Origin of the sequence: Sinorhizobium sp. FG01, assembly GCF_002531875.1 — a bacterium.
Taxonomy (GTDB): domain Bacteria; phylum Pseudomonadota; class Alphaproteobacteria; order Rhizobiales; family Rhizobiaceae; genus Sinorhizobium; species Sinorhizobium fredii_C.
Window position 1 is genome coordinate 532,564 of record NZ_NWTB01000004.1, and the last position, 21,655, is coordinate 554,218.

The following is a 21,655-nucleotide window of genomic DNA, read 5'->3' on the forward strand; positions in this document are numbered from 1 at the left end:
CGCGATCGCTTTTGATCTCAACATGCCATCGTGCGGGCTCAAATAGAGAGATCGGATCGTTGCAACTCTGCGCCGATTGACATAGACCGGTTTCGGTGAGCAGCCTTGGCTACGCCAAGTGGGGAGCGTGACGCATGGTCTGCAGCACGCCTCTCGAGCCAGATATTTCAGAAATTGCAAGAACCAGCTTATTTGTCTTGAACATGCGCGTATAGTCTTCGGGGGCGCGCTGCCGAACGCGGGGTGGTGGTGCATGCTGCGCGAAAACCGGACCAATACACCACGAAAAGGAGTCAGTCGCACGGCGCGCGCCGGCGGTTCGTCGGCACACGGCAGCGAGCGCCATATCGTTACCGCCCTTTGCTACGACCTCGTAGGGTCGACCGATCTCCTGCATGTCATGGACATCGAGGATTATCAGGATCTGATGTCCGCCTTCCAGCGGTCGAGCAGGCAGTCGATCGCCGCGCATTCCGGAGTGATGCAGCACGAGGCGGGCGATGGCGGCGTGGCGCTGTTTCCGATCGATCTCGATGCCAAGGACGCGGCTTCGCTCGCCATCCGGGCGGGGCTCGACATCGTCGACGCCTGCAAGCGCGTCGGCCGAGAGTGGGGACGGGATGATCTTCGCGTCCGCGTCGGCATCGCCACGTCCGCGGCGCTCATCCGCGACATGGAGCGCGAGAGCTGGCTGCAGGAGCCCGTCACCGGAGCGGCACTCGCCATGGCCGCTCGTCTGCAAGTCATCGCCGAGCCCAACAGCGTCCTGGTCTCGGAGGAGACACGAAACCTGGCAGGGCGATCGCACGCCTTCGTTTTTCAGGGCAGTAAGCCGCTCAAGGGCTTTTCAACGCCCGAGAAAGTGTGGCGGGCGCTCGGACACAAGATGGAGGTCGATCGCTTCCATGCGTACGGGCGACTGGGCGGTCCGTTCATCAACCGCGAGAGCGAGCTTAATACGATCGCTCGTACCTGGGACGGCGTTCTTGCCGGGCGGGGCGCAAGCCTGCTCATCGAGGGCGACGCCGGCATCGGCAAGTCCCGCCTTTTGCGGGAGATCCGCAGGAGAACGCGGGATCGGCGCTCGAAGCTGTTTTTCTTCCAGTGCCTCCCCGGGGGATTGCGCTCGACGCTGCATCCCCTGCTGCACAGCTTTCCCGGGTCGACGACGAGAAACGGCCAGATGGGCGTCACGGCATCCGATGTGGCGACATTGTTCGAGCGCAACGGCATCGAGGACAAGGAGGCGATCGAGGTCTTCGCCTATCTGCTCGGAGCAGAGGGACGAAACCAGCTTCTGGCGAATGACAACCCCAAAGCGATCCGTGAAAAGGCGCACCGGGCGCTTTTGCGGACGCTGGAAGCGGTCTCGCGAAGCGGCCCTGTGGTCGTCGCCGTTGAGGACATCCATTGGATAGACCCGACTTCGCGCGATCTGCTCGGCGAAGCAGCCCGGCTCATCGGTCAATTCCCGATCTTTCTCATCTTGACGTCGCGCCGCGGTGCACCGGTCGAGTGGCTGGATACGGCAAACCCGCTGCGGCTGTCGTTGCGGCCGCTCGACAGCGACGAAACGCGGCTGGCGATCAGGGCGAAGTGGCCTGAGCATCGGCTGGCGAGGCTGCCGGAGCTCTTCGAAGTGGCGGAACGGATATCCGGCGGCGTCCCGCTTTTCATCGAGGAAATCTGCCAATGGGCATCCCAAAGTGCCGAAGCGGATGAGGCGAGCCTGTCGGAGACCATGAAGCCGGTCCATCTATCCGCATTCGAATCCATACTCGACGCACGGCTGCAGCATCTGGGGCCGGCCCGGGAAGTGGCGCGTGCGGCGGCCGCCGCCGGCACGCAGGTGACCCTGCCCCTGCTGCGCGTGCTTCTGCCCGATTTCAGCAAGAAGGCGATCGCAAGTGCGGCCGATATGCTGTGCGAGACCGGCTTCCTGACGCGTGTACGCGCGCCAGGAAGCATTGCATACGGCTTTCGCCACGTGCTGATCCAGGAGACGATCTACAACGCGCTGCTGCGCAAACAGCGGCAGGTGCTGCACCGGCGGCTCTTCGGCGCCGTCAACCAGAACCGCGGCATGGCCGCCTGGATCGACACCGGCGCACTGGCCGAACATGCCGAACGGGCCGGGCTCATCGAGAATGCGGTCGAACTGCTCATCGCGGCCGGGAAGGAGAGCTCGAGCCGCTCGGCAATGATCGAGGCGCGCCAGTATCTGGAACATGCGCTGGCGCTCTGCAGCGAATTGGGTGAGGAGAGCGCCGTCGAGACTTTGCAGCTGGCGGCGTTGACGGCACTGGGGCCGATTCTCACGGGGCTGGTGGGGCTGAACTCGCCTCCCGCGCGCAAGCTCTACGAAGACGGCGTGGAAATCGCCCGCCGGCAGCCGATGGAGGAGCAGTCCAAGTGGTTCCCGATCTACTGGGGCTGGTGGTTCACCGGGTCGGACTTCCGCATCATGCACGACCGGGCGCTCGAAGTGCAGTCCATGCTGGCGAAGGTGGACGACCCCGAGATCCAACTGCAGGTGAACCACTGCATCTGGGCGATCGACTTCAACCTCGGCCGGCACCGCGAAACCCAGGAGGCGATCAAGGCCGGCCTGGCGCTCTATGACGAGCGAACGGCGAGGAAGAGCCGGACGGAATTCGGTGGGCACGACGCGAAGGTCTGCGGGCTTGGGCAAATGGCGCTTTCCCTGTGGCTGACCGGGCAAACCAAGGCGTCGGATGCGGCGCTCTCCAGGATGATCGCTTTTGTCGACCGCATAGCCCATGCGCCGAGCAAGGCGCATTCGCTCGATACGGAAGCCGTATCGGCGTTTTACCGGGACGATTTCGATCGCCTCATCGAGGTTTCGGCGCGGATGGCGGAATTTGCCAGGAAGCACGACATGCAGTCGCTGTCCGGCCTGTCGCAACTCTTCAGGGGCTGGGCCGAGGCTCATCGGGGAAATCTTGCGAGTGGTCACAGCGTCTTCCGGGAGGGCCTGTCGCTTCTCAGGACGTTGGGGGCGGTCGCCGACCTGCCGATCTATCTCTATATGCATGCCACCTTGGTGGGGCTCGCCGGCAGGCTCGGGGACGCGATCGACATCGTGAACGAGGCGATCCAAAAGGCCGAGGAAACCGGTCACGCCTATTGGCTGGCGGAGCTTCACCGCTGCCGTACGGTACTCGGCGCACAGGCTGGAGTGCCTCGCGATGCGCTCGCGGCAGACCTTCGATCGGCCGTTGAAATTGCCGAAAGTCAGGGGGCGACAACGCTTGTCAGGCGCGCCCGACGATCGATGCAGGAGCTGGGTCTTGTCGCGGGGCGCTGATCGAGCCAGCCTGAATAGGGATCTGGCCGATTTTTATGCCTCGTTAGTTTCATGCCCGCGCGCCGCCCTTTCCGTTCACTCCACTCCTGACGAAACCAAACGACGGTTCCAGGCACTTCTGCCGCTTTGCAGGAGAGCTCGAATAACGCGGATCGGCGACCTGACGGGGCTGGACCGGCTGGGGCTCCCCGTGGTGCAAGCCGTTCGTCCGGCGGCTCTATCGGAAGTCACCTCTCTGGGGCGAGGCTTCACGACAACTGAAGCGTCGGTGGGAGCAATCATGGAATCGCTGGAGCGCTATTATGCCGAAGCCATTCCGCCGGAACGCATCTTTCTCGCAACGGCCGAGGAACTCGAAATTGCCAACGGCCTGTTTGATACTCTTGTCGTGGCCGGCTCGGAAGATTGGCGGAGCAGGACCATAGCTTGGACGATGGGCGTCGATGTCGCCACGGGGCACGCGCTGCCCGTTCCCTTAGAGCTGGTCCACACCTGTTACACGGAACCGCCGCCGGTCCACGACGGCTGGTTCGTGCGCACGACAACGGGTCTGGCCTGCCATGTGGACGCCCACAGTGCCTATCTGCATGGCTTGTTCGAATGTATCGAGCGCGACGCCATGGCCCGCGCTTTCGCCACACACGGGTTTTTCGACCGGATGCGCATCGCCGCGACGGGGCTCGGCGCTGGGGTCGATCGGGTCTGTTCCGTTGCAGGATCCTGCGGCATAGCCGTCGCCCTGTGGCAGGCCCCTTCTCCGACGGGCCTTGCGGTCATCTGGTGCCAGACGATCGAGACGGGTTCTGGCGAGCCGATTCTCGCCCTGCCGACGGAAGGCTATGCCGCAGGTCCGAGCGTCGAAGCAGCCGGCGTAAGCGCCATGCTCGAAGCGCTGGCGGCGAGGGCGGGGGCGATCTCCGGGGCTCGCGATGATCAGACGAGAGCACACTACAAGCGGAGCACCGAGGAGGTAGTAGCGAGAGCCCGCCAGCTGATTCTCGCCGAGGTTTCGGCAGGGCCGATGCATGGGGCGTCTTCGTCGACGGCGGCTGATGCTGGCTCCCTGCTGAGCAGCGTTCTCGCGGCCGGCCTCGGCCCAGTCGTCGCCGTTCCGGTGGGGCATGATCGCGAAGCGGGTGTCCAGTGCGTGAGGACGGTCCTTGCCCGCGCCCATCCCTTCTCTGTTGTCAGGTGAGCAGATGCCAGATGCGGGATGCGACGGTCCGATTCTGGTGTTTCTCGGTCCGACCCTGCGGCTTGACGAGGCCCGTGCGGTGCTCGATGCCATCTATCTGCAGCCCGCCGCCCAAGGTGATATTCTACTGGCCGCCCATGCTTTCAGGCCCCGTGCCATGGTCCTGATCGACGGCCGGTTCGAAGACCGGCCCGCCGTCAGGCACAAGGAAATCCTCTGGGCGATGGCCCAGGGAATTGTCATGGTCGGAGGCGCCAGCATGGGGGCGCTCAGAGCAGCGGAACTCGGCGATTTCGGCATGATCGGCGTCGGCCTGATCTACAGGTGGTATCGGCGATGGGCTCTTTCTTCCCGAATGGAGGTTTGCGTCTCGCCCCCCGCCCTGGCCCCGGACGACGCCGTGGCGGTGCATTCGGGGCCGGCTGAGCTCGGCTTCCTGCAACTGACCGACGCGCTCGTCGATCTGCAGCGCACCTTTTCCACGCTGATGCGCCGCAGGGTCATCAGTGCCGCCGAACGGGCGCAGCTCACAACAATGGCGCGAAACATGAACTTTCGCGACCGGACGCTAGCGGCGGTTTTGGGTGCCGCGGGATGGACGGACAGTCGCATTCAAGAGATACGGCAGAAAGCGGTGCGTCAGAAGAGAGAAGACGCTTTGCTGGCACTTCACAGGGCGCCGCGCCTTGTGCGAGAGGCACGGATGGCAGATGGCCAGAATGCTTGGGCCGCGACGAACACCTTCATTCGGGACCTGGAAGCTGGCGGCATTGACTCCAAATTAGTGAACACTTATAAATTGAATCCCTGATTGCCGGCTTTCACCGATCGAGGGGGCAATTGTGCGATGCATCCGCTTCGGAACGAGGCCCTCGAGTCTGGCGAGGCGCGTCTAGGTACGCGCTTCTGGATCTTCCCCCAGCCTCCTTTCCTCCCGGGTTACGAGCAACCGGATCGAGTTTGGCTGCCGATTTTGAGGGACGAGATCGGAGCGGGGCCAAGTGACGCGACGATGTATGTCATCGATCCGCTCTCCGAAAAGCAACCCTACGGCTTCGATCGCCTGCCGCCCTTCGACGGGCCGCGGCGCGCAGCACCGAAGCCGGGGCCGGACCGTCATTTTGACAATGTATCGCCGAGCTCACGTGAATTCCTGGCCGTGCACGCCTATGCCTGTGTGCACTTCGTTCTCGACATATGGCAGAGCTATCTCGGCCGGCCGGTTCGATGGTTCTTCGAGCAGACCTTTCCGCGTCTCGAGATCGTTGCCTTTGTGAATTGGGACAACGCACAGGCGGGTTACGGCTTCCTGGAATTGGGGTGCTCGGATACCGACGGAGTGCGACGGCCGTATGCGTTGAATTTCGATACGATCGCCCACGAAGTCGGACATCTGATCCTTCTGTCCGAAACCGGCGTGCCGACGATAGTCTCGCCCGAAGCTGACTTCTTTCCCTTTTCGGAGGCGTTTTCCGACGCTGTCTCGCTGATCTCGTTCCTCCATTTCGGCTCTGCCATTGACCGGCTGTTGCGACGAACGAGGGGCAATCTTCTCTTATACAACGAGCTCAACCGCTTTGCGGAAACCAGTCCCGAGACCCAGGTGCGGCTCGCCACCAATTTTCGCCGCATGTCGGAGGTGACCCGGGAAGTCCACGACCGCGCGCTCCCCTTCGTCGGCGCCATTTTCGATACGATCGTCGAGCTATATCATCGCGAACTGGTTGCCCGGGATTGCGCCGACAGCAGGCTTCTCGACCTCGACCTTCGCGCGTTGAGTCAGCGGGATTTCGATGCGTTCCGCGCAGCAACGGCCGAAGCCTTTCGGGTGAAGCCGTTGATCTTCGAGCTCGCTTTGGCCGCCGCGCGTGACACGGTCGGACAGGCGCTCGCCTCTTCATTGCGGACGCTCGATCCCACGACGATGCGTCTGGATCAGGCGGCAACAGCCGTCATTGCCGCTGCCCCTGGAGCGGCCGCGGAGGTGTTGGAAGCAAATTTCGCATGGCGCGAGATTATCGGTCGAAGGTGAGGCCAGGAAAAGGAGAGGAACATGAGCGATTGTTGCAATCATCCCGGCGTCGGCAACCAGGCGAAAGGCCTCGAGGCTCCACAATATGACGCTTACAATCCGAGCGAAGTGCGTCTTTATGGCCGCCCGGCTGTCTCTCTATCGATATTTACGCCCGAGGAAATCGGAAATATCGACCTCACTCTCGAAGAGGAACTGAGAGGTCGTGAGATAAATAGCGAAGATAAGAAACTTATCTCCGGCATCATCAGGCGTGTTGCCCAAAAGAAACTCATTGACCTGTTTCAGCAGCAGATAGTTTTGGCTTTAGTTGATGAGAACCAGGCGGAAGTCCTAAAGCTTACCGTCGAGATAAACATCCCGTCGCGAAATTTTCGCGGAGACGACAGTAAATACATAAAGAGCATTGGCGTGATTTATGGCTACGCCTATGAGGGACATTGCTACAAGCTGCCGAAGCCGCAGATCATGTATCTGCCCGCGGAGCCGAGAGAAATCATTGGTGGCGATTGTGGATGCGACTGCGGATATGTCCCGGAACTTGGCTACGCCGTTTGGCAGATTGACAAGCTCGAACGTGTCATTGCTCTCGACGTTCGCTCCGATGATGTAAAGACGCTGGTTCTCGACGAGAACATGCCTGGCAGCCGTTCGCCAATGGCCTATGCACAAACCATGGCGCTGGCGCCGGCCCGACACCGCGATTGAGGCATAGGACGGTACGTCCCCGGTCCATGGGAGCTGTCAGGCGGCGTTCGAGCCGCTATTCCAGGTTGCCGTCGCCGCTGCGGTCGGCTGCCTGGAAATCGGCCATGACCCTGTTCAGGAATTCGGTCTGGCTCACCCTGCCGTCGCCGTTCTTGTCGGTGGCGGCAAATTGCTGGGCGGTGAGTGCCTGCGCCACCTCGTCGGAGCGCAGGCTGCCGTCCTTGTTCTTGTCCAGGCTTGCGAAGGCCATCGTCATGAACGCCTGGTATTCGGAGCGGTCAACCGCTCCGTTTCGGTCACGGTCGAGGCGATCCATCTGACCCTGGTTCATTGCCGCCGACTGAGCCTGTGCGGGCGACACGAGCTGGCAAAGCGCGAGCGCCGTGGAAAGAGCGAGTCTTGGCAGCATGGCGACCTTCCGCTTCAGCATCTTGCGGCACGGCGGAATCGCCTGACGTCGCACAAATGCGGCAAAAACAAACAATAGAACTGGCGCCGGGAATGTAAGCGAGCGCATTCCGCTTTAATAGGCGCAGGTCAGGGCGTTGCCTGCCGCGCTGCCGAGCGTGGCACCGCCGCCGACGGCCCAGAGCTGGCCGGTGCCCGAACCGATGGTCGCGCCGACCACGCCGCCGACGATCGCGCCGCCGACGGTCCCGGCAATACAGCCGAATTCGCCGACGCCTCCCCTCTGGGATGTCGCAGCGGACTGGCACCCGGATAAGGCGAGGGCGCCAAAGACAATCAAAGTTACAGTAGGCTTGCTCATCTTCTCCTCCAAAATATTCGTCCGAATGCAATACGAATCGGCGGAGGCGCCAAACTTGGCGTCGGATGCAAATAAGCTTCTGAGTATGTCTCCCGAACTACGAGAGGCTCTTGTGTTCGATCAGAAGCAGCTCATTGACGAAACATGCAGTCTGTCGACGCAGCCGTCCGGAACTGCGCGCAAATACTACCGCCACGGACGGGTGATGACAACTCTTTGTGGACTGCGGCCTTTCGGAGGGCGGGTCCTGGTGGAGCGGAATCGTGCCGACGGTGCTATTCCGACGCGATCATGCCGGCGAGCACGGCCTTCGCGATCGCCTGGAAGCGATTTTGCGCATCGAATTTGCGGATAATGCCGGACTCGAGCGCGAGAGCCGCGGTGATATCCATCTCCATCAGTTGCGCGATGCGGGCGGCGGCGTGCCCCTCCGCCATCAGGCCGAGGCATTCGCTCTCGATCGGCGACAGGTGGACGCCCCCGCATGCCGGATCAGCGGACCCGCCGGAGCCGTTTTCGAGCAGCTCGGCGATGCGTTGCATCTGCCGGCGCAGGATCGATTGCTGGGCCGCAAGCTCGCGCCGGCGCGAGCGAAGCGCCGTCTCGAAGATTTGGTTGGCCTCGGACTGGCTTCCGGCCGCGTCCAGCGCCGCCATTAGGTCCTGGATCCCGGCAACCGGCATGGCGATTTCCCGGCATGCGTTGATCACGGCCATGCGGCGGATATGGCTCTCGCCATAGACCCGCATCGGGCCCAGGCGTGCGGCGTTCAGCAGTCCCTTCTCTTCGTAGAAGTGCAAGGTGCGGTGCGTCACGCCGAAAGCCTCTGCCATTTCGGCAATGGCAAGCCGATCGTTCGAGCCTCTATAGGGGATAGGCAGCTTCGGCAGAAAGCCGCCGGTGCGAGGCGCCATGCCTGCCTCGGCATTCTTCCAAGAATCCTGTGGCATTTTCGCGCCCCCCGTTTCCGCGCCGTGACGAATGCGATCCGCCAATCGCACTGGCCACTACCGGCTGCCTCTCGGGGCACATCGTGCGCGCGGCACGACTTACTACAGACCAATGTGCTTGCCCTTCACCGGCCCGGCGCTTTGGAGGCGCGGGGGCCGCAGTGGTGGGCGGGAGCTTCTTCGCGCGCTCCTCGAACGCGCAATGCCCCAACGAGCAACCAGGCATTTATTTTCTAATGCACGAATTCACGGTAGGCGCGAATCGTCGAAATGAACAGCCCCAATGTTGCGGGTAAAATCTTGGCGTGGTTGCGGGCAATTATAGTCCGATCGAGCTGTTCAGTGGCTGAAAAGCTCATTCTGTTTCTTCGAGGAGAGGATGAAGAGCGGTTCATCGCCTTTGAGCGGGGCAAGTTCCTGCTGGCATGTCCAGGCCTCCTGAAAGGCCTCGCGCGTCAGGAGCTTCTTGTAGCGCGCCGTCGTCACCATGCATCGCATCAATGTACTCTGCAGCCCCTCGGTGGCGGCGTGGGCGTAGATCTCGCCATTGAGAGCGAAAAACTGCGCTGCGAGCGAGGTGGTCTTGTAGAGGATGTCCGATTCATTGGCGAGCTGTTGCGCGCCGATGAACTCCTGGCGGAGCGGCACGCGCTCGCCATTGTGCGAAAGCGTGAGCCGAAGGCCGGGCTCGGGACTGTCGTGCCAGTCGACTTTGACGGAGAAGGCGAGCGCCGAATCCATGGAACCGGCCGGATGTGAAGTGCCCGCAACCTCTGCCGCGGCAAGGGTCCTGTGACGCAGCGCGGCTGCGCGCAACAGCGCGGCGAAATGTTCTGCGGTGCCATGCTCCCCGTCGATGACGAAACTTACCGACGGAAGTCCCCGGACGGCGGCCATCGGGCCGTTTGCGAGCTTGGCTTCTGCACCGAAGTCGAGCGCGACGTTCGGTGACGGCAGCGGCGTGAACAAAAGAAGCGGAAGCACCGTCAGCACAGCCCAGGGGGAGGAGAAGGGCGAGGGCTGCCATGCGGGGCGGCGCCTGGAAAGGCGATCTCGGGCATTCGTGGCCGGCTCCTCAAGGCGTTCCGCCGCAGGTTCACGCAGCCGGCGGTACTCCGGCACGTAGGTTCCCTTCGGAATGCTGATCTGCCATTCCTCGCCGGCCCCTTCGGCGTCATAGAAGCCTTTCAGCAATTTGCGCAGCTTTCCGGCGTGAACGCGCACGAGCGGATCGCTATCGGCATCGAAAGCCTGGCTGCGTCCGAAGACGTCGACCGCGATCGAATAGCCTTTCAATTGCCCGGCCTCGCCGGCGATCTCCTTCTCGACGACATAGGTGAGGAAGGCACGGAGCCGCTCGGAGCGCTGAAAGCTCTTGCTGTCGAGAATCCGGCCGAGCGCGGAGCGGATCGCCGCGTCGCAGGGCCTTTCGGCTGGCGTCATCAATTGCTCCGGAAGAAGCCGTGTCGAATGAAAAGCGGGCAACAATACCCTGATTCGGAATTTAAACCGAAAGAACGATGGTTGTCAGGTTTAGTAATACGAAATTGAGGCTTTTCTGAACGGCCGAGGCCGCGTACCTCTCGCGAAGGCGCGAGCGGCGCGGCCGGATGTCCGGATTAAATCGGTCCGCCGTATGCTACTGCATGTGTCCTTAAATCGAACTCGATTTAAGGACACAGACATGCAGCAACTCAAAGTGCTACAGCGACCTTTGCGCGTCTGATAAGACGCGCGGCGCTGCAGAGTGTGCAAGTTAACCGCGCTCAGCGCCGCGATATTCAAGCTTCGGATACCAATCGGCGCCGCGGCCTTCGGGCGTCGTGTCGAGCAGGTGCCACAACGGATCGGGGTCGGGTGCATCGCGCGGGTCCTGGCCAGGATCGGCCATTTCGCCGCTCATCTCGCCGCTCCAGAAATGCCGGATCGTACCGTCCCGGCGGGTGAAGACCGTGTAGCCGGGGACGTCCGCGTCCTCGGCGCTGACATAATCGCGGGTAAAGCTCCCCTCGCTATCGGAATAGACCTTCAGCTGGGTCCAGCCGCGCGCCTTCTTGGCCTCGAGGAGCCGCTCGATCGGTGATCGGGCGACCATCGCCAGAGCGATGCGTTGTTCGATGTCCGGCACTTTTCCCTCCCAGGCGGCCATGAGTGAGGTGCACATGGGGCAGGGCTTTTCGCGCTTCGGGCCGAACATGTAGCTGTAGATGATGAGCGTGTCCTTGTCCCCGAAGAGGTCGTCGAGCGTCACAGGACCGTTCTCACTTTCGAAAACGTAGGTCCGTGGCACTTCGCCACCCGGCGGCAGTTGCCGGCGTTGCGCGGCGACGCGTTCGATATGGCGGCGGAGTTCGATTTCCTCGGCGAGCAAAGCGTTGCGTGCCCGACGATACTCCGCACTCTCGTTCGGGAAGCGGGCGCGGTTCCTTGCGGCGAGTTCCTTTGCCGGGACGAGCGGGGCCTGCGTCGTCATGGTGCTCTCCTCCTTGAATGCTGCGATTGATAACGTTGATATCAACATATTTACGCGGTGTCAAAACTTCGCGACGAAGCCGTGCAAAGGCCGTTTCCGGTCTTGCAAAATCTGCGGTAGAACTGCGACGATCGGTTTGGTCGCCGACACCCGCCTTCCAGCTGTCGCTTTGAAAGTTTCAATATGCCCGCAAAGCTCTCCGTGAATCTCAATGCCATCGCCATGCTGCGCAACCGGCGCGATCTTCCATGGCCCTCCGTGACCGGGCTCGGCCGGATCGCGCTTCAGGCGGGGGCGAGCGGACTGACCGTGCATCCGCGTCCCGACCAGCGGCACATCCGCTTTTCCGACCTGCAGCCGATCCGCGACCTGATCGACGACGAATTCGCGGGCGCGGAGTTCAACATGGAAGGCTATCCCAACGAGGAGTTCCTGCAACTCGTCGAGCGACACGAACCGGAACAGGTGACGCTGGTGCCTGATGATCCCGCGCAGGCGACTTCCGACCACGGCTGGGACTTTCGCGAGAACCAGGCTCTGCTCGGCAAGGTCGTCGGGCGTCTCAAGAAGAAGGGCTTCCGCGTGTCGCTGTTTGCCGATGGGGATCCGGACGCCGAAGCGCTGAAAATCGCCAAGGAGACCGGGGCGGACCGCATCGAACTCTATACAGGCCCCTACGGCGGCTGCCACGACGATCCGGAGAAGGCCGAGCGGATCGCCGGCGAGCTCGGCCGCACGGCCGCGATCGCAATCGATCTCGGCCTCGCCGTCAATGCGGGGCACGACCTGACCGTCGCCAACCTGCCGCGGCTCGCCAAGCATATCCCGGCGCTTGCCGAGGTCTCGATCGGCCACGGCCTGACGGCCGACGCGCTGCAATACGGCATGGCCGAGACCGTGCGCCGCTTCCGCCGCGCCTGCGGGGAAGCCCTGTAAGCGGTCCACCGCATCGTAACGAGTTCGAGGCCCGCGGATTTATCCGCTTGGGTGCCGGTAACCGCGTGCTTGCCCAACAAGCGCTTCCATGCAATATCCATACATTACGACGGAGGTTTGCATGGGTGGAAACCGCGAGGGCCTTTCATGGGTGCCGGTGCTCGGCAAGGCCCGGGGGCCGCTCTACCTCGACATCGCCGACCAGATCGCTGCCGACAGCGCGGCGGGGCGGCTGGCGGCCGGGACACGCTTGCCGCCGCAGCGGGCGCTCGCGGCCGCCCTTGGCATCGATTTCACGACGGTGAGCCGCGCCTATAACGAGGCAAGGCGTCGCGGTTTGATCGAAGGCCGCGTGGGGCAAGGGACCTATATGCGGGCGCGGCCGAGAGGCACAGGCCGTTCGTCTCCGGGCGGACTCGTCGACATGAGCATGAACCTGCCGCCGCTTTTCGATGGTCCGGCGCTTGCGGAACGAATGTGGCGCGATATCGCCGACGTGCAGCACGAGCAGGGTGTCGCTCTGCTGATGCGCTATCAACCCGTCGGTGGTGCCCGGGAAGACCGGGCGGCGGGGACGGCTTGGCTGAAGCCGCGGCTCGGCGAGGTGTCGCCGGAGCGGGTGCTGGTTTGCCCCGGGGCGCAAGGCGCGCTGCTTGCCGTCCTTGGCCTACTGGTGGCGAAGGGCGACATGATCTGTGCCGAGGCGCTCACCTATCCAGGTCTTCGTTCCGTGGCGGCCTATCTCGGCATCGAGGTTCTGGGCGTTGACATGGACGAAGAGGGCCTCGTACCGGAGGCCTTCGAGGCCGTGTGCCGCGAGCAGCGGCCCAAGGCTCTCTATTGCAATCCGACACTGCACAATCCAACAACCGCTACGCTGCCGTTGAAAAGGCGCGAGGCGATCGTCGCCATTGCGCGCAGACACGGCGTCGCCATCGTCGAGGACGACGCCTATGGGGCATTGCCCGCAACGCCGGTGCCGCCGCTTGCGGCGCTCGCACCCGACCTCGTCTATCATGTGGCGGGGCTTGCCAAATGTCTCTCGCCGGCCCTGCGGATCGCCTATCTGGTCGTGCCGAATCCGATAGCGGCCGGTCGCCTGGAGAGCGCCATCCGGGCGACGGCCGGAATGGCCTCGCCGCTTTCTGCGGCGGTTGCTACGCGTTGGATCGAGGAGGGGACGGCGAAAGCGGTGCTGTCCGCCATACGAAGCGAGGCGGGGCGGCGCCAGAAGATGGTTTCCGTCAGCCTGCCGGGCGCCGATGTTCTCAACGACCGCGAGGGCTTTCATCTGTGGCTGAAATTGCCGCCCCATTGGAGCCGCGGCGAGTTTGCCGCCCGGCTCAGGACGGCGGGTATCGGTATCGTTGCGAGTGATGCCTTCGCGCTTTCGGAGCCACCGGAGGCGGTGCGTCTCGGCCTTGGCGCGCCGGAGACGCAGGCTGATCTGCAGCGAAGCCTCGACGTCATTTCCGAACTTCTCGCACAATCGCCCGCGGCGCTCAATCTCGTTGTCTGAGGACGCACTGCGTTTTTCTCGTGGCGTGCCTTTCGTCGCAAGCGGGCCGAATTGTCGCAGATGCGGATGCATACAATACCAGGAGTGTATGCTATGTATGCTCATGAGGGAGGCCTGTGGCAGTGCTGTGGAACGTCGGTCTCCATTCGCGGTTTGCCCACGCGCCCGAAGAGAATCTTGGAAAGGAAGAATGATGTCTTCAACCAATGAGTGGCCGCCCCTGTCGCCGCTCCATACGGGCCTCCGTGGCCGCTGCCCGCGCTGCGGGCAGGGGCATCTGTTCCAGGGATTTTTGAAGCTCCGGCCAGAATGCGAGGTCTGCGGCCTCGACTATTCCTTCGCCGACCCTGCCGACGGCCCCGCCTTCTTCGTCATTTGCTTTGCCTGCGTGCCGAGCGTGTTTCTCGGCGTCTGTCTGGAAGTGCAATACAGTGCGCCGCTTTGGGTGCATCTGCTCGTCACCGGGCCCTTCATGCTGTTGACCTGTATTCCGCCGCTAAGGCCGCTGAAAGGCTGGCTGGTCGCCAGCCAGTTCTTCTACAAGGCCGAAGAGGGCAAGCTGGTGCGCAAGCCAATTGCAACGCCCTCTGATGCGAAGGAAGGGCAGCGGGCGGCTTAAGCGTTCACCCCGGATTCCCCTGGTCCAGATTGTGCTGCCATTCGATGGCGTCTTCCAGCCGATCGTGACCCCAAAACAGCTCGCCATCCGCCACGAAGGAGGGCGTACCGAAGATGCCGATCTCCTTCGCCTCCTGAGTGGCGGCGTCTAGCGCCTCGGCGGCCGCCCGTGTGCTCGCCTCCTCCAGCACGCGAGCAGGGTCTTGCCCCGCTTCCTTGATGCTCGCCGAGAGGTTTGGCTCGCTCCCGGCCGGCTCGCGGTTGACGAACCAGCGCCGGTAGGCGGCGATGGCATAGGCGGGGCACCAGCCTTCCTGGGCGGCGAGCACCGCCACGCGGTTTGCCGCTGCGAGGTCGGCGAGCGGATAGGGGATCGGAAATCGCAGCGGCAAACCGAACTTAGCGGCCCGCCGTTCGATGTCGCGCCACATATAGGCTGCCTTGAGCGGTTTGCCGGCGAAGGGGCCGTCATTCGCCTCGGCCTGGATTTCGGAAACGTCGAAGGGCCTCCAGCGAACCTCGACGCCGGCTTTTTCGGCGACTTCTGATAGCCGCATCACTGCGAGAAATGTGTAGGGGCTTCCTATCGAGAACCAGAAGTCGACCGGCGCCGTCATCGTCCTTACTCCCAATCCAAACCGGACCTCATGATAATGCCGCGCTGCGGCGAGGGGGTGGCGGATGCGGGCTTCGAGCAAAGACTGACGACGGGCTGGGCATGGAGGGCCCGGCTCGGGACGCCGGGCCGATCGCCATCGCGGCGATTGCTACTGAACGAGCGCAGCCTTGTTTGCTGCGAGAAAGGCCGGCAGCCCGACCGGGGTTCTGCCGGTCAAGATGGCGACGTCATCGGTCACCAGGTCGAAATGACCTTCGCGCGTATTGGTGTCGAAGGAGACGAGGATCGGCACGAAGAAGTCCGGCAGCCCGGCTCCCTTGAGCCCGCCCGCCAGAGCCTCGTCGGAAATCTGGACGACCTCGAGCGGCTTGCCGGTGGCTTCGGCGACGAGGCCGGCGATCTCTGCGGTCGTCATCGCCTCTGTTCCGGTTAGCGTATAAATGCGGCTTTCCGTCGAAGCTGCTTCCAGCGCGGCGGCAGCGGCCTTGGCGAGATCGTCGCGCGCCACATGCGAGATCCGGCCTTCACCCGCCGACGAGAACCATTGGCCCGTCTGAAGCGCATGCGGCAGCGCCAGGAACAGGTTTTCCATGTACCAGGCATTGCGCAGGATCGTATAGGGAATGCCGCTTGCCTTGATGGCGTTTTCGGTGCCGAGATGGTCGGCGGCAAAGGGAATGACCGAGGTTTCAGGGTTGGGCATGGACGTGTAGAGGATGTGCTTGACGCCTGCCTTCCTGGCGGCTTCGACGGCGGCGAGATGCTGCTTCAGCCGCTTGCCCGGCTCGTCAAGCGTGTCGGTCGAGATGATGAGGATCCGGTCGCCGCCGGCAAAGGCCTTTTCGAGTGAGGCCGGGTCGTCGAAATTGGCGGCGCGGGTCTCTACGCCCTTGGCGGCGTAATCGGCGAGCTTGGCGGTATCGCGGCTGGTGGCGATGATGTCGGCGGGCTTCGTCTTGCCGGAGGCGAGAAGCGCATCGAGGACGAGTTTGCCGAGCTGACCTGCAGCGCCGGTTACGAGCAATCTCTGGGACATGATCTTCCTTTCACTTTGCTTTCCAGCTCCGCAATGCCTCGACCGGCCGCTGGTCTCTTTTTGAGAGTTGCTCTTATCCCGTAATCTGCTAAGAGCTGTAAAGGAGGCAGTTTTTTCTGCGAAGGTTACGGAAAGGGTACCGCCATGAACAAGGCGACCGGCAAGGTGAAGGGGAAGCGCGTCGCCCTAGTCGGCGGCGTGCCGCTCGACATCGACGACTGCCCGGTGCGGGATGTGATGGACAATATCGGCGGCAAATGGAATTCGCTGATGATCCTGTCGCTCGCCGACGGCCCGCTGCGCTTTTCGCAACTGCGCCGGCTGATCCCGGACATTTCCCAGCGGATGCTGACGCAGACGCTGCGCGATCTACAGCGTGACGGCTATTTGAGCCGCACCGTCTATCCGACACAGCCGCCGAGCGTGGAATACGGCCTCACCGATCTCGGCCGATCGTTTCTGACGATATTAAGGCCGTTCGTCGACTGGTCACTCGAAAATCACGAGGCGATCCGCAACGCGCGGGCGGAGTATGACGCCGCCATCTAGGCGGCACCGAGGCTCAGGCGGCGCGGCTCACATTCCGCGAGTTCAGCGAGAACTCGACGGCGGCTGCGGCGTGGATGGCTGTGGAATCGAAGCCGGGCAAGGGCAGGTTTGCCGGATCGAGTATCAGGCAGATCTCGGTGCAGCCGAGGATGACGGCGTCGGCGCCATCCGCCTTTGCCTTCTCGATCAGCGCCACCAGCGCTTGACGCGACGTGTCCAGCACCTTGCCAGCGCAGAGTTCGTCGAAAATCACTCCGTGGGTCAGCGTACGTCCGTCTGCATCCGGCACGACCACGTCGATGCCGTGCGCCTTCATCCGCTCGGCATAGAAGCCGTGCTCCATCGTGTAGCGGGTGGCGAGCAGCAGCGGCCGGCGACTCCCGGCGGCCTTGAGACGAAGTGCGGTCTCGTCGATGATGTTGATCAGCGGGATCTCGACGGAAGCGGCAACCGCGTCGGCGATCAGGTGCATGGTGTTGGTGCAGATCAGCACGCAGTCGGCTCCGCCGGATTGAAGTGCGCGCGCGACCTCGGACAGGCGCCGGGCGGCCTCGTCCCAGCGGCCGGCCTTCTGCAGGTCGACGATTTTCTGGAAGTCGACGGAATGGAGCAGCACCTCGGCCGAATGCAACGCGCCCAGCCGCTCGCGAACCGCCTCGTTGACCATCCGGTAATAGACCGCCGAACTTTCGAAGCTCATGCCGCCGATGAGGCCGATCTTGCGCATTTCCATCAACTCGCTCCCTTTTTGCATCCAATTGCTGGAACTGAAGCCGAAAGGGCGCGTTGCCACTTTCCTATCTCGATCCAGCCGTAAGATTATGGCGCGACTCGGGTTGGATTTGTTTGCTTTGAGGGCTATCTAAAAGAGAATCATCAATAGGTTTTTGCGTCATTTCTTCAGTTCATGCAAGATTCAGGCGTCGTTGTGGCATAGAGTGAGGAGTAAAGGGCGTGCTGGATGAGAGGGACCGAAAGCTGCTCACGCTTCTGCAGGAAGATGCGAGCGTTGCGATGGGCGATCTCGCCGAGCGGGTAAACCTTTCCTTGTCCGCTTGCTCGCGCCGCATTCAGCGGCTGGAAGAGGCCGGCTATGTGTCCAGGCGCATCGTCGTTCTCGATCGCGAGAAGATGGGCGTGCCCACGACGGTCTTCGCGCTCATCAAGACTGCGCATCACTCCGATGAGTGGATTGAGACGTTCCGGCGCGCAATCAGCGACATTCCCGAAATCGTCGAGGCGCACCGGTTGACCGGCAACTACGATTACATCGTCAAGGTTGTCCTGCCGCGGGTCGAGCAATATGACATGGTCTACAAGCAGATCGTCCGAAAGGTGGAGCTTTTCGACGTTACCGCCTCGATCTCCATGGAAGTGCTGAAAAGCGGCACGGCGGTTCCGGTCCGTTACGCTGAGTAGGATGCTGCGGCGCGGGCATGGCGTGTCGGAAGCGCCGGTGTAATTTTGGATTTACCCAGCGAACGAGGCAGCGACGATGCAGGAAAGACATCACGTGGTGGTCGTGGGCGGCGGCTTCGGCGGGTTGCAACTGGTGCATGACCTCAAGGGCGCGCCGGTCCGCATCACGCTCATCGATCGGCGCAACCACCATCTCTTTCAGCCGCTGCTCTACCAGGTCGCGACCACCATTCTTGCGACCTCCGAGATTGCCTGGCCGATCCGTCATCTCTACCGCGATCGACCGGAGGTTACGACCCTGCTCGGCGAGGTGCAGGGCATCGACAGGGCGGCGAGGGCCGTGCGGCTGTCGAGCGGCCAGGCCATCCACTACGACACGCTGGTGCTCGCGACCGGCGCGACCCACGCCTATTTCGGCCATGACGAATGGGCCGCGGTCGCACCCGGGCTGAAGACGCTCGAGGATGCGACGACCATTCGCCGACGCGTGCTGCTCGCATTCGAGCAGGCGGAAGTCGAGGACGACCCTGCGAGGCGCGATGCACTGTTGACCTTCACGATCATCGGTGCCGGTCCGACAGGCGTGGAACTTGCCGGTATCATTGCCGAAATGGCGCACCGAACCTTGCCGGACGAGTTCCGCCGCATCGATACGCGTCAGGCCCGCGTGGTCCTCGTCGAGGCGGGGCCGCGCATCCTGCCGGCCTTCGCGGAAGAGCTTTCCGCCTATGCTATGGCCGCACTCGCGAAGCTCGGCGTCGAGGTGCGCACCGGAACGCCGGTGACGGACTGTACGGCGGACGGGGTCAAGATCGGCGACAGTTTCGTGCCAAGCTGCACGCTCGTCTGGGCGGCGGGCGTTCAGGCGTCTCCAGCCGCCCAGTGGCTCGGGATCGAGGCGGATCGTGCGGGCCGGGCGATGGTTGATCCTGACCTCACCGCACCGGGCAACGCGGACGCCTTCGTGATCGGCGACACCGCCGCGGTCAAGCAGGAGAATGGTATGCCGGTGCCGGGCATTGCGCCCGCTGCCAAGCAGCAGGGCGCCTATGTGGCCCGGGTGATCCGCGCCCGTCTCACCGACCGGCCTTCTCCGGGCCCTTTCCGCTACCGCCACCAGGGAAGCCTAGCCACGATCGGCAAGCGGGCCGCAATCATCGACTTCGGCAGGATAAAGCTCAAAGGCGGCCTTGCCTGGTGGATCTGGGGCATCGCTCACATCTACTTCCTGATCGGCACCCGCAGCCGTTTCGCCGTGGCCTGGAGCTGGTTGTGGATCTATCTGAGCGGTCAGCACAGCGCGCGCCTGATTACGCAAAAGGAAACGATGCGCGGGGAGGGATAGCCTTGGGTTGCAAATCGATCGCTGCCAATGCAACCTGACTGCCCGACGTAACAACGAGTGCCGATGGTCAACGCCTCCGAAAGCATCGAAATCGACAGCTCCCTTGTCAGGCGGCTGATCGCGGCTCAGTTTCCGCAGTGGGCGGACCTGCCGGTGCGACCGGTCCGGCATGGCGGCTGGGACAACCGGACCTTTCATCTTGGCGATGATCTCTCCGTTCGTCTGCCGAGTGCCGCGTCCTATGCGCTGCAGGTCGAGAAGGAACAGCGCTGGCTGCCGCAGCTGGCAGCGCACCTGCCGCTGCCGATTCCGGCGCCCGTCGCGATGGGGCGGCCGGGCGAAGGTTATCCCTGGCCTTGGTCCGTCTATCGATGGCGCTATGGCGAGATCGCCACGCATGCTCCGATCGCCGATCTGCCGGCCTTCGCGGCGACGCTCGGCGAATTTCTCGTCGCCCTGCAGCGGATCGACGCCGATGGAGGGCCGTCACCGGGGCAGCACAATTTCTTCCGGGGCGGTCCGCTGACCGTCTACGACCACGAAACGCGCTGGGCTCTCGATGCACTTGAAGGTCAAATCGACACAAATGCGGCGCGCTCTGTCTGGGAGGCGGCGCTTGCCGCCAGCTGGACGGGAAACCCGGTCTGGTTCCATGGCGATGTCAGTTCCGGCAACCTGCTCGTCGAAGGCGGCTGTCTCACCGCCGTCATCGATTTCGGCACGTCCGGCGTCGGCGATCCCGCCTGCGATCTCTCGATTGCCTGGACGATGTTCAGCGGCGATAGCCGCGAGGCGTTTCGTGCGGCACTTCCTCTCGACCGGGGAACCTGGGCGCGCGGCCGCGGCTGGACCCTGTGGAAGGCCATGATCGTTGCAGCCGAGATGCCGGGCACCGATCGTCTCGAAGTCGAAAAGTCGCGGCGCGTGATTGCCGAAGTGCTCGCCGATCACCTGCGGTATGGTTGATGGGTTCAGCCGGAGGCGCGCGGAGCCTGGCCGCACCAGCTTGCCGGCCGGCTGGTGCGCTTTCTCACCAGCCCCTCGGAAAGGAGGAGGTCTCCCAGCGACCTGCCGCCTCTCATGACGACGCGGGGCTTGCCCGCCTCCTCGTCGGCGAATCCGCCCGATGAAGCGACCAGTGTGAATTCCCCGGCGTTCAGTACTTCACGCAGTCGTGCCTTGGCATAGGAACCGCGCGACCGCTCCGCGTCGCACTTCGCGAGCTTCGTCTCGGGCGCGTCGATATCGGCGATAAGAATTCTTTCTCCGTTGAAGAGGAAAGTGTCGCCGTCGATCACGCAGTTATCGTGGCGAATGCCGCAGAAGAAAAAAGTGTTGCTTCCCGTTTGAACGGAGGCGAGTTGCGCCGGCGGCTGCTGCATCGGCCTGCCGACCGGTGCCGGTGGGACCAATGCCGATTTTGTCGCGACGGTGCCCGCATGCTCCTTCGGACGCGGGGCGATAACGGTCGTCTTTGATCTCTTCTCGGGCGCCTTCTCCGACTTGGAGAGGAACGCGGTCATTTCGCTTTGGTCCAGCCAGTCCCGGAGTTGTTCGCGGTTATCATAGCCAATAATGCCCCCGACAAGAACCGTAGCGGCGAGATACCAGGGCATCATACCGCCCCGGCTGCCTTTCGAGCGTGTGCTGCGTTTCCGTCGCGGGGATTTTGCCTTGGCCATCCGATTCGGTCCTCGATTGCGCGGGCATTATCCTGGCGAGGAGTTGCTGAAAGGTTTTCGCGGAGGTCGGGCGGCCTTCGTTTCTGACTTTCCTCAGCAACAAGGGGCGGGCTCCGCCGGAACCCGCCCCTTGTCGATCGTATGTCTCGGTAGCTGCGCTCTACCGGAGGCGAGCGTTGCACGACTTTGATGCGATCGCGCATTAACCGCAATGCGTTAGCGGGTGACGTCGCTTTTACCGGAATTGCCCGGGGTCCCGTCGCCACCGCCGTTCCCATTTCCATTGTTGCCGCCGCCACCGGAGCCACCGCTGCCGCCGCCGCCGGAGCCGCCACCGCCGCTGGAGCCACCGCTGCCGCCAGAGCCGCCACCGCCGCCGCTGCCGCCGGAACCGCCGCCACCGCCACTGGAGCCACCGCCGCCACTGGAGCCACCGCCGCCGGAGCCGCCGCTACCACCGGAGCCACCGCCACCGCC

Annotated in this window: 21 protein-coding genes and 1 pseudogene; 12 read left to right on the forward strand and 10 right to left on the reverse strand. The window is 63.2% G+C overall.

The window, feature by feature from the left end:
• Window positions 1–253: 253 nt before the first annotated feature.
• Genes CO656_RS08000 through CO656_RS08020 form a run of 5 tightly spaced genes read left to right on the forward strand, consistent with a single transcriptional unit; the run spans window position 254 to window position 7,263 of the window.
• Complete coding sequence (locus tag CO656_RS08000) at window positions 254–3,328, forward strand: AAA family ATPase (RefSeq protein ID WP_097525376.1); 3,075 nt, start codon at window positions 254–256, stop codon at window positions 3,326–3,328.
• Window positions 3,312–4,523, forward strand: coding sequence for a YcaO-like family protein (locus tag CO656_RS08005; RefSeq protein ID WP_234819731.1), 1,212 nt, complete (start codon window positions 3,312–3,314; stop codon window positions 4,521–4,523). Before CO656_RS08000 ends, CO656_RS08005 begins: the two co-directional genes overlap by 17 nt.
• 4 nt (window positions 4,524–4,527) lie before the next feature.
• The gene (locus CO656_RS08010) at window positions 4,528–5,334 is read left to right on the forward strand and encodes a TfuA-like protein (RefSeq protein WP_097525377.1); all 807 of its coding nucleotides are present in this window, start codon (window positions 4,528–4,530) and stop codon (window positions 5,332–5,334) included.
• Between the two features lie 36 nt (window positions 5,335–5,370).
• Window positions 5,371–6,555, forward strand: coding sequence for a hypothetical protein (locus tag CO656_RS08015; protein ID WP_097525378.1), 1,185 nt, complete (start codon window positions 5,371–5,373; stop codon window positions 6,553–6,555).
• A gap of 21 nt (window positions 6,556–6,576) precedes the next feature.
• Window positions 6,577–7,263 (forward strand): hypothetical protein, encoded by a 687-nt coding sequence (locus tag CO656_RS08020; RefSeq protein ID WP_037415736.1) that lies wholly within the window; start codon window positions 6,577–6,579, stop codon window positions 7,261–7,263.
• 55 nt (window positions 7,264–7,318) lie between these two features.
• Here the strand turns inward: CO656_RS08020 and CO656_RS08025 are convergent, their stop codons facing one another.
• The 5 genes from CO656_RS08025 to CO656_RS08045 all read right to left on the reverse strand — a co-directional run bounded on the left by CO656_RS08025 (window position 7,319) and on the right by CO656_RS08045 (window position 11,455).
• The gene (locus CO656_RS08025) at window positions 7,319–7,672 is read right to left on the reverse strand and encodes an EF-hand domain-containing protein (RefSeq protein WP_037415758.1); all 354 of its coding nucleotides are present in this window, start codon (window positions 7,670–7,672) and stop codon (window positions 7,319–7,321) included.
• Between the two features lie 114 nt (window positions 7,673–7,786).
• Complete coding sequence (locus CO656_RS08030; protein WP_037415739.1) at window positions 7,787–8,032, reverse strand: glycine zipper 2TM domain-containing protein; 246 nt, start codon at window positions 8,030–8,032, stop codon at window positions 7,787–7,789.
• Between the two features lie 275 nt (window positions 8,033–8,307).
• Window positions 8,308–8,982, reverse strand: coding sequence for a MerR family transcriptional regulator (locus CO656_RS08035; RefSeq protein WP_097525379.1), 675 nt, complete (start codon window positions 8,980–8,982; stop codon window positions 8,308–8,310).
• 339 nt (window positions 8,983–9,321) lie between these two features.
• The gene (locus CO656_RS08040) at window positions 9,322–10,425 is read right to left on the reverse strand and encodes a hypothetical protein (protein WP_097525380.1); all 1,104 of its coding nucleotides are present in this window, start codon (window positions 10,423–10,425) and stop codon (window positions 9,322–9,324) included.
• A 313-nt stretch (window positions 10,426–10,738) separates the two neighbouring features.
• Window positions 10,739–11,455: a DUF899 family protein gene (locus CO656_RS08045; RefSeq protein WP_097525381.1), complete on the reverse strand. Its 717-nt coding sequence runs from the start codon at window positions 11,453–11,455 to the stop codon at window positions 10,739–10,741.
• A gap of 183 nt (window positions 11,456–11,638) precedes the next feature.
• Here CO656_RS08045 and CO656_RS08050 point away from each other — a divergent pair, with 183 nt between their 5' ends.
• The 3 genes from CO656_RS08050 to CO656_RS08060 all read left to right on the forward strand — a co-directional run bounded on the left by CO656_RS08050 (window position 11,639) and on the right by CO656_RS08060 (window position 14,529).
• The gene (locus CO656_RS08050; RefSeq protein ID WP_095677970.1) at window positions 11,639–12,391 is read left to right on the forward strand and encodes a pyridoxine 5'-phosphate synthase; all 753 of its coding nucleotides are present in this window, start codon (window positions 11,639–11,641) and stop codon (window positions 12,389–12,391) included.
• A 121-nt stretch (window positions 12,392–12,512) separates the two neighbouring features.
• The gene (locus CO656_RS08055) at window positions 12,513–13,910 is read left to right on the forward strand and encodes a PLP-dependent aminotransferase family protein (RefSeq protein WP_179864725.1); all 1,398 of its coding nucleotides are present in this window, start codon (window positions 12,513–12,515) and stop codon (window positions 13,908–13,910) included.
• A gap of 193 nt (window positions 13,911–14,103) precedes the next feature.
• Window positions 14,104–14,529 carry a DUF983 domain-containing protein gene (locus CO656_RS08060; RefSeq protein WP_097525409.1) on the forward strand — a complete coding sequence of 142 codons (426 nt, stop codon included), beginning with the start codon at window positions 14,104–14,106 and terminating at the stop codon, window positions 14,527–14,529.
• Window positions 14,530–14,533: 4 nt separating this feature from the next.
• Here CO656_RS08060 and CO656_RS08065 read toward each other — a convergent pair whose 3' ends face one another.
• Window positions 14,534–15,145 (reverse strand): 2-hydroxychromene-2-carboxylate isomerase, encoded by a 612-nt coding sequence (locus tag CO656_RS08065; RefSeq protein ID WP_097525383.1) that lies wholly within the window; start codon window positions 15,143–15,145, stop codon window positions 14,534–14,536.
• Window positions 15,146–15,295: 150 nt separating this feature from the next.
• The gene (locus tag CO656_RS08070; RefSeq protein WP_097525384.1) at window positions 15,296–16,183 is read right to left on the reverse strand and encodes an SDR family oxidoreductase; all 888 of its coding nucleotides are present in this window, start codon (window positions 16,181–16,183) and stop codon (window positions 15,296–15,298) included.
• Window positions 16,184–16,327: 144 nt separating this feature from the next.
• On the opposite strand from CO656_RS08070, the gene CO656_RS08075 reads away from it, so the two are divergent.
• Complete coding sequence (locus tag CO656_RS08075; RefSeq protein ID WP_037415781.1) at window positions 16,328–16,732, forward strand: helix-turn-helix domain-containing protein; 405 nt, start codon at window positions 16,328–16,330, stop codon at window positions 16,730–16,732.
• Window positions 16,733–16,745: 13 nt separating this feature from the next.
• On the opposite strand, the gene CO656_RS08080 is transcribed toward CO656_RS08075, so the two are convergent.
• Window positions 16,746–17,465: an aspartate/glutamate racemase family protein gene (locus tag CO656_RS08080; protein ID WP_097525385.1), complete on the reverse strand. Its 720-nt coding sequence runs from the start codon at window positions 17,463–17,465 to the stop codon at window positions 16,746–16,748.
• A 221-nt stretch (window positions 17,466–17,686) separates the two neighbouring features.
• On the opposite strand from CO656_RS08080, the gene CO656_RS08085 reads away from it, so the two are divergent.
• The 3 genes from CO656_RS08085 to CO656_RS08095 all read left to right on the forward strand — a co-directional run bounded on the left by CO656_RS08085 (window position 17,687) and on the right by CO656_RS08095 (window position 20,462).
• The gene (locus CO656_RS08085; protein ID WP_014765064.1) at window positions 17,687–18,151 is read left to right on the forward strand and encodes an Lrp/AsnC family transcriptional regulator; all 465 of its coding nucleotides are present in this window, start codon (window positions 17,687–17,689) and stop codon (window positions 18,149–18,151) included.
• Between the two features lie 76 nt (window positions 18,152–18,227).
• A complete protein-coding gene (locus CO656_RS08090; protein ID WP_097525386.1) occupies window positions 18,228–19,496 on the forward strand; it encodes an NAD(P)/FAD-dependent oxidoreductase in 1,269 nt (422 codons plus the stop codon).
• A gap of 63 nt (window positions 19,497–19,559) precedes the next feature.
• Window positions 19,560–20,462, forward strand: a complete 903-nt coding sequence (locus CO656_RS08095) for an aminoglycoside phosphotransferase family protein (protein ID WP_097525387.1) — start codon at window positions 19,560–19,562, stop codon at window positions 20,460–20,462.
• A gap of 5 nt (window positions 20,463–20,467) precedes the next feature.
• Here CO656_RS08095 and CO656_RS08100 read toward each other — a convergent pair whose 3' ends face one another.
• Window positions 20,468–21,178 carry a thermonuclease family protein gene (locus tag CO656_RS08100; RefSeq protein ID WP_037415798.1) on the reverse strand — a complete coding sequence of 237 codons (711 nt, stop codon included), beginning with the start codon at window positions 21,176–21,178 and terminating at the stop codon, window positions 20,468–20,470.
• 216 nt (window positions 21,179–21,394) lie between these two features.
• Window positions 21,395–21,655: pseudogene (locus tag CO656_RS29635) on the reverse strand (hypothetical protein); the annotation flags it as partial.

Bases quoted from the DNA above. Each gene is read 5' to 3' on its own strand.
- CO656_RS08015 (WP_097525378.1), top strand. From the start codon at position 5,371: ATGCATCCGCTTCGGAACGAGGCCCTCGAGTCTGGCGAGGCGCGTCTA.
- CO656_RS08030 (WP_037415739.1), bottom strand. From the start codon at position 8,032: ATGAGCAAGCCTACTGTAACTTTGATTGTCTTTGGCGCCCTCGCCTTA.
- CO656_RS08020 (WP_037415736.1), top strand. From the start codon at position 6,577: ATGAGCGATTGTTGCAATCATCCCGGCGTCGGCAACCAGGCGAAAGGC.
- CO656_RS08050 (WP_095677970.1), top strand. From the start codon at position 11,639: ATGCCCGCAAAGCTCTCCGTGAATCTCAATGCCATCGCCATGCTGCGC.
- CO656_RS08065 (WP_097525383.1), bottom strand. From the start codon at position 15,145: ATGACGGCGCCGGTCGACTTCTGGTTCTCGATAGGAAGCCCCTACACA.
- CO656_RS08080 (WP_097525385.1), bottom strand. From the start codon at position 17,465: ATGGAAATGCGCAAGATCGGCCTCATCGGCGGCATGAGCTTCGAAAGT.
- CO656_RS08055 (WP_179864725.1), top strand. From the start codon at position 12,513: ATGGGTGGAAACCGCGAGGGCCTTTCATGGGTGCCGGTGCTCGGCAAG.
- CO656_RS08000 (WP_097525376.1), top strand. From the start codon at position 254: ATGCTGCGCGAAAACCGGACCAATACACCACGAAAAGGAGTCAGTCGC.
- CO656_RS08010 (WP_097525377.1), top strand. From the start codon at position 4,528: ATGCCAGATGCGGGATGCGACGGTCCGATTCTGGTGTTTCTCGGTCCG.
- CO656_RS08040 (WP_097525380.1), bottom strand. From the start codon at position 10,425: ATGACGCCAGCCGAAAGGCCCTGCGACGCGGCGATCCGCTCCGCGCTC.
- CO656_RS08100 (WP_037415798.1), bottom strand. From the start codon at position 21,178: ATGGCCAAGGCAAAATCCCCGCGACGGAAACGCAGCACACGCTCGAAA.
- CO656_RS08025 (WP_037415758.1), bottom strand. From the start codon at position 7,672: ATGCTGCCAAGACTCGCTCTTTCCACGGCGCTCGCGCTTTGCCAGCTC.
- CO656_RS08070 (WP_097525384.1), bottom strand. From the start codon at position 16,183: ATGTCCCAGAGATTGCTCGTAACCGGCGCTGCAGGTCAGCTCGGCAAA.
- CO656_RS08090 (WP_097525386.1), top strand. From the start codon at position 18,228: ATGCAGGAAAGACATCACGTGGTGGTCGTGGGCGGCGGCTTCGGCGGG.
- CO656_RS08095 (WP_097525387.1), top strand. From the start codon at position 19,560: ATGGTCAACGCCTCCGAAAGCATCGAAATCGACAGCTCCCTTGTCAGG.
- CO656_RS08045 (WP_097525381.1), bottom strand. From the start codon at position 11,455: ATGACGACGCAGGCCCCGCTCGTCCCGGCAAAGGAACTCGCCGCAAGG.
- CO656_RS08035 (WP_097525379.1), bottom strand. From the start codon at position 8,982: ATGCCACAGGATTCTTGGAAGAATGCCGAGGCAGGCATGGCGCCTCGC.
- CO656_RS08075 (WP_037415781.1), top strand. From the start codon at position 16,328: ATGAACAAGGCGACCGGCAAGGTGAAGGGGAAGCGCGTCGCCCTAGTC.
- CO656_RS08060 (WP_097525409.1), top strand. From the start codon at position 14,104: ATGTCTTCAACCAATGAGTGGCCGCCCCTGTCGCCGCTCCATACGGGC.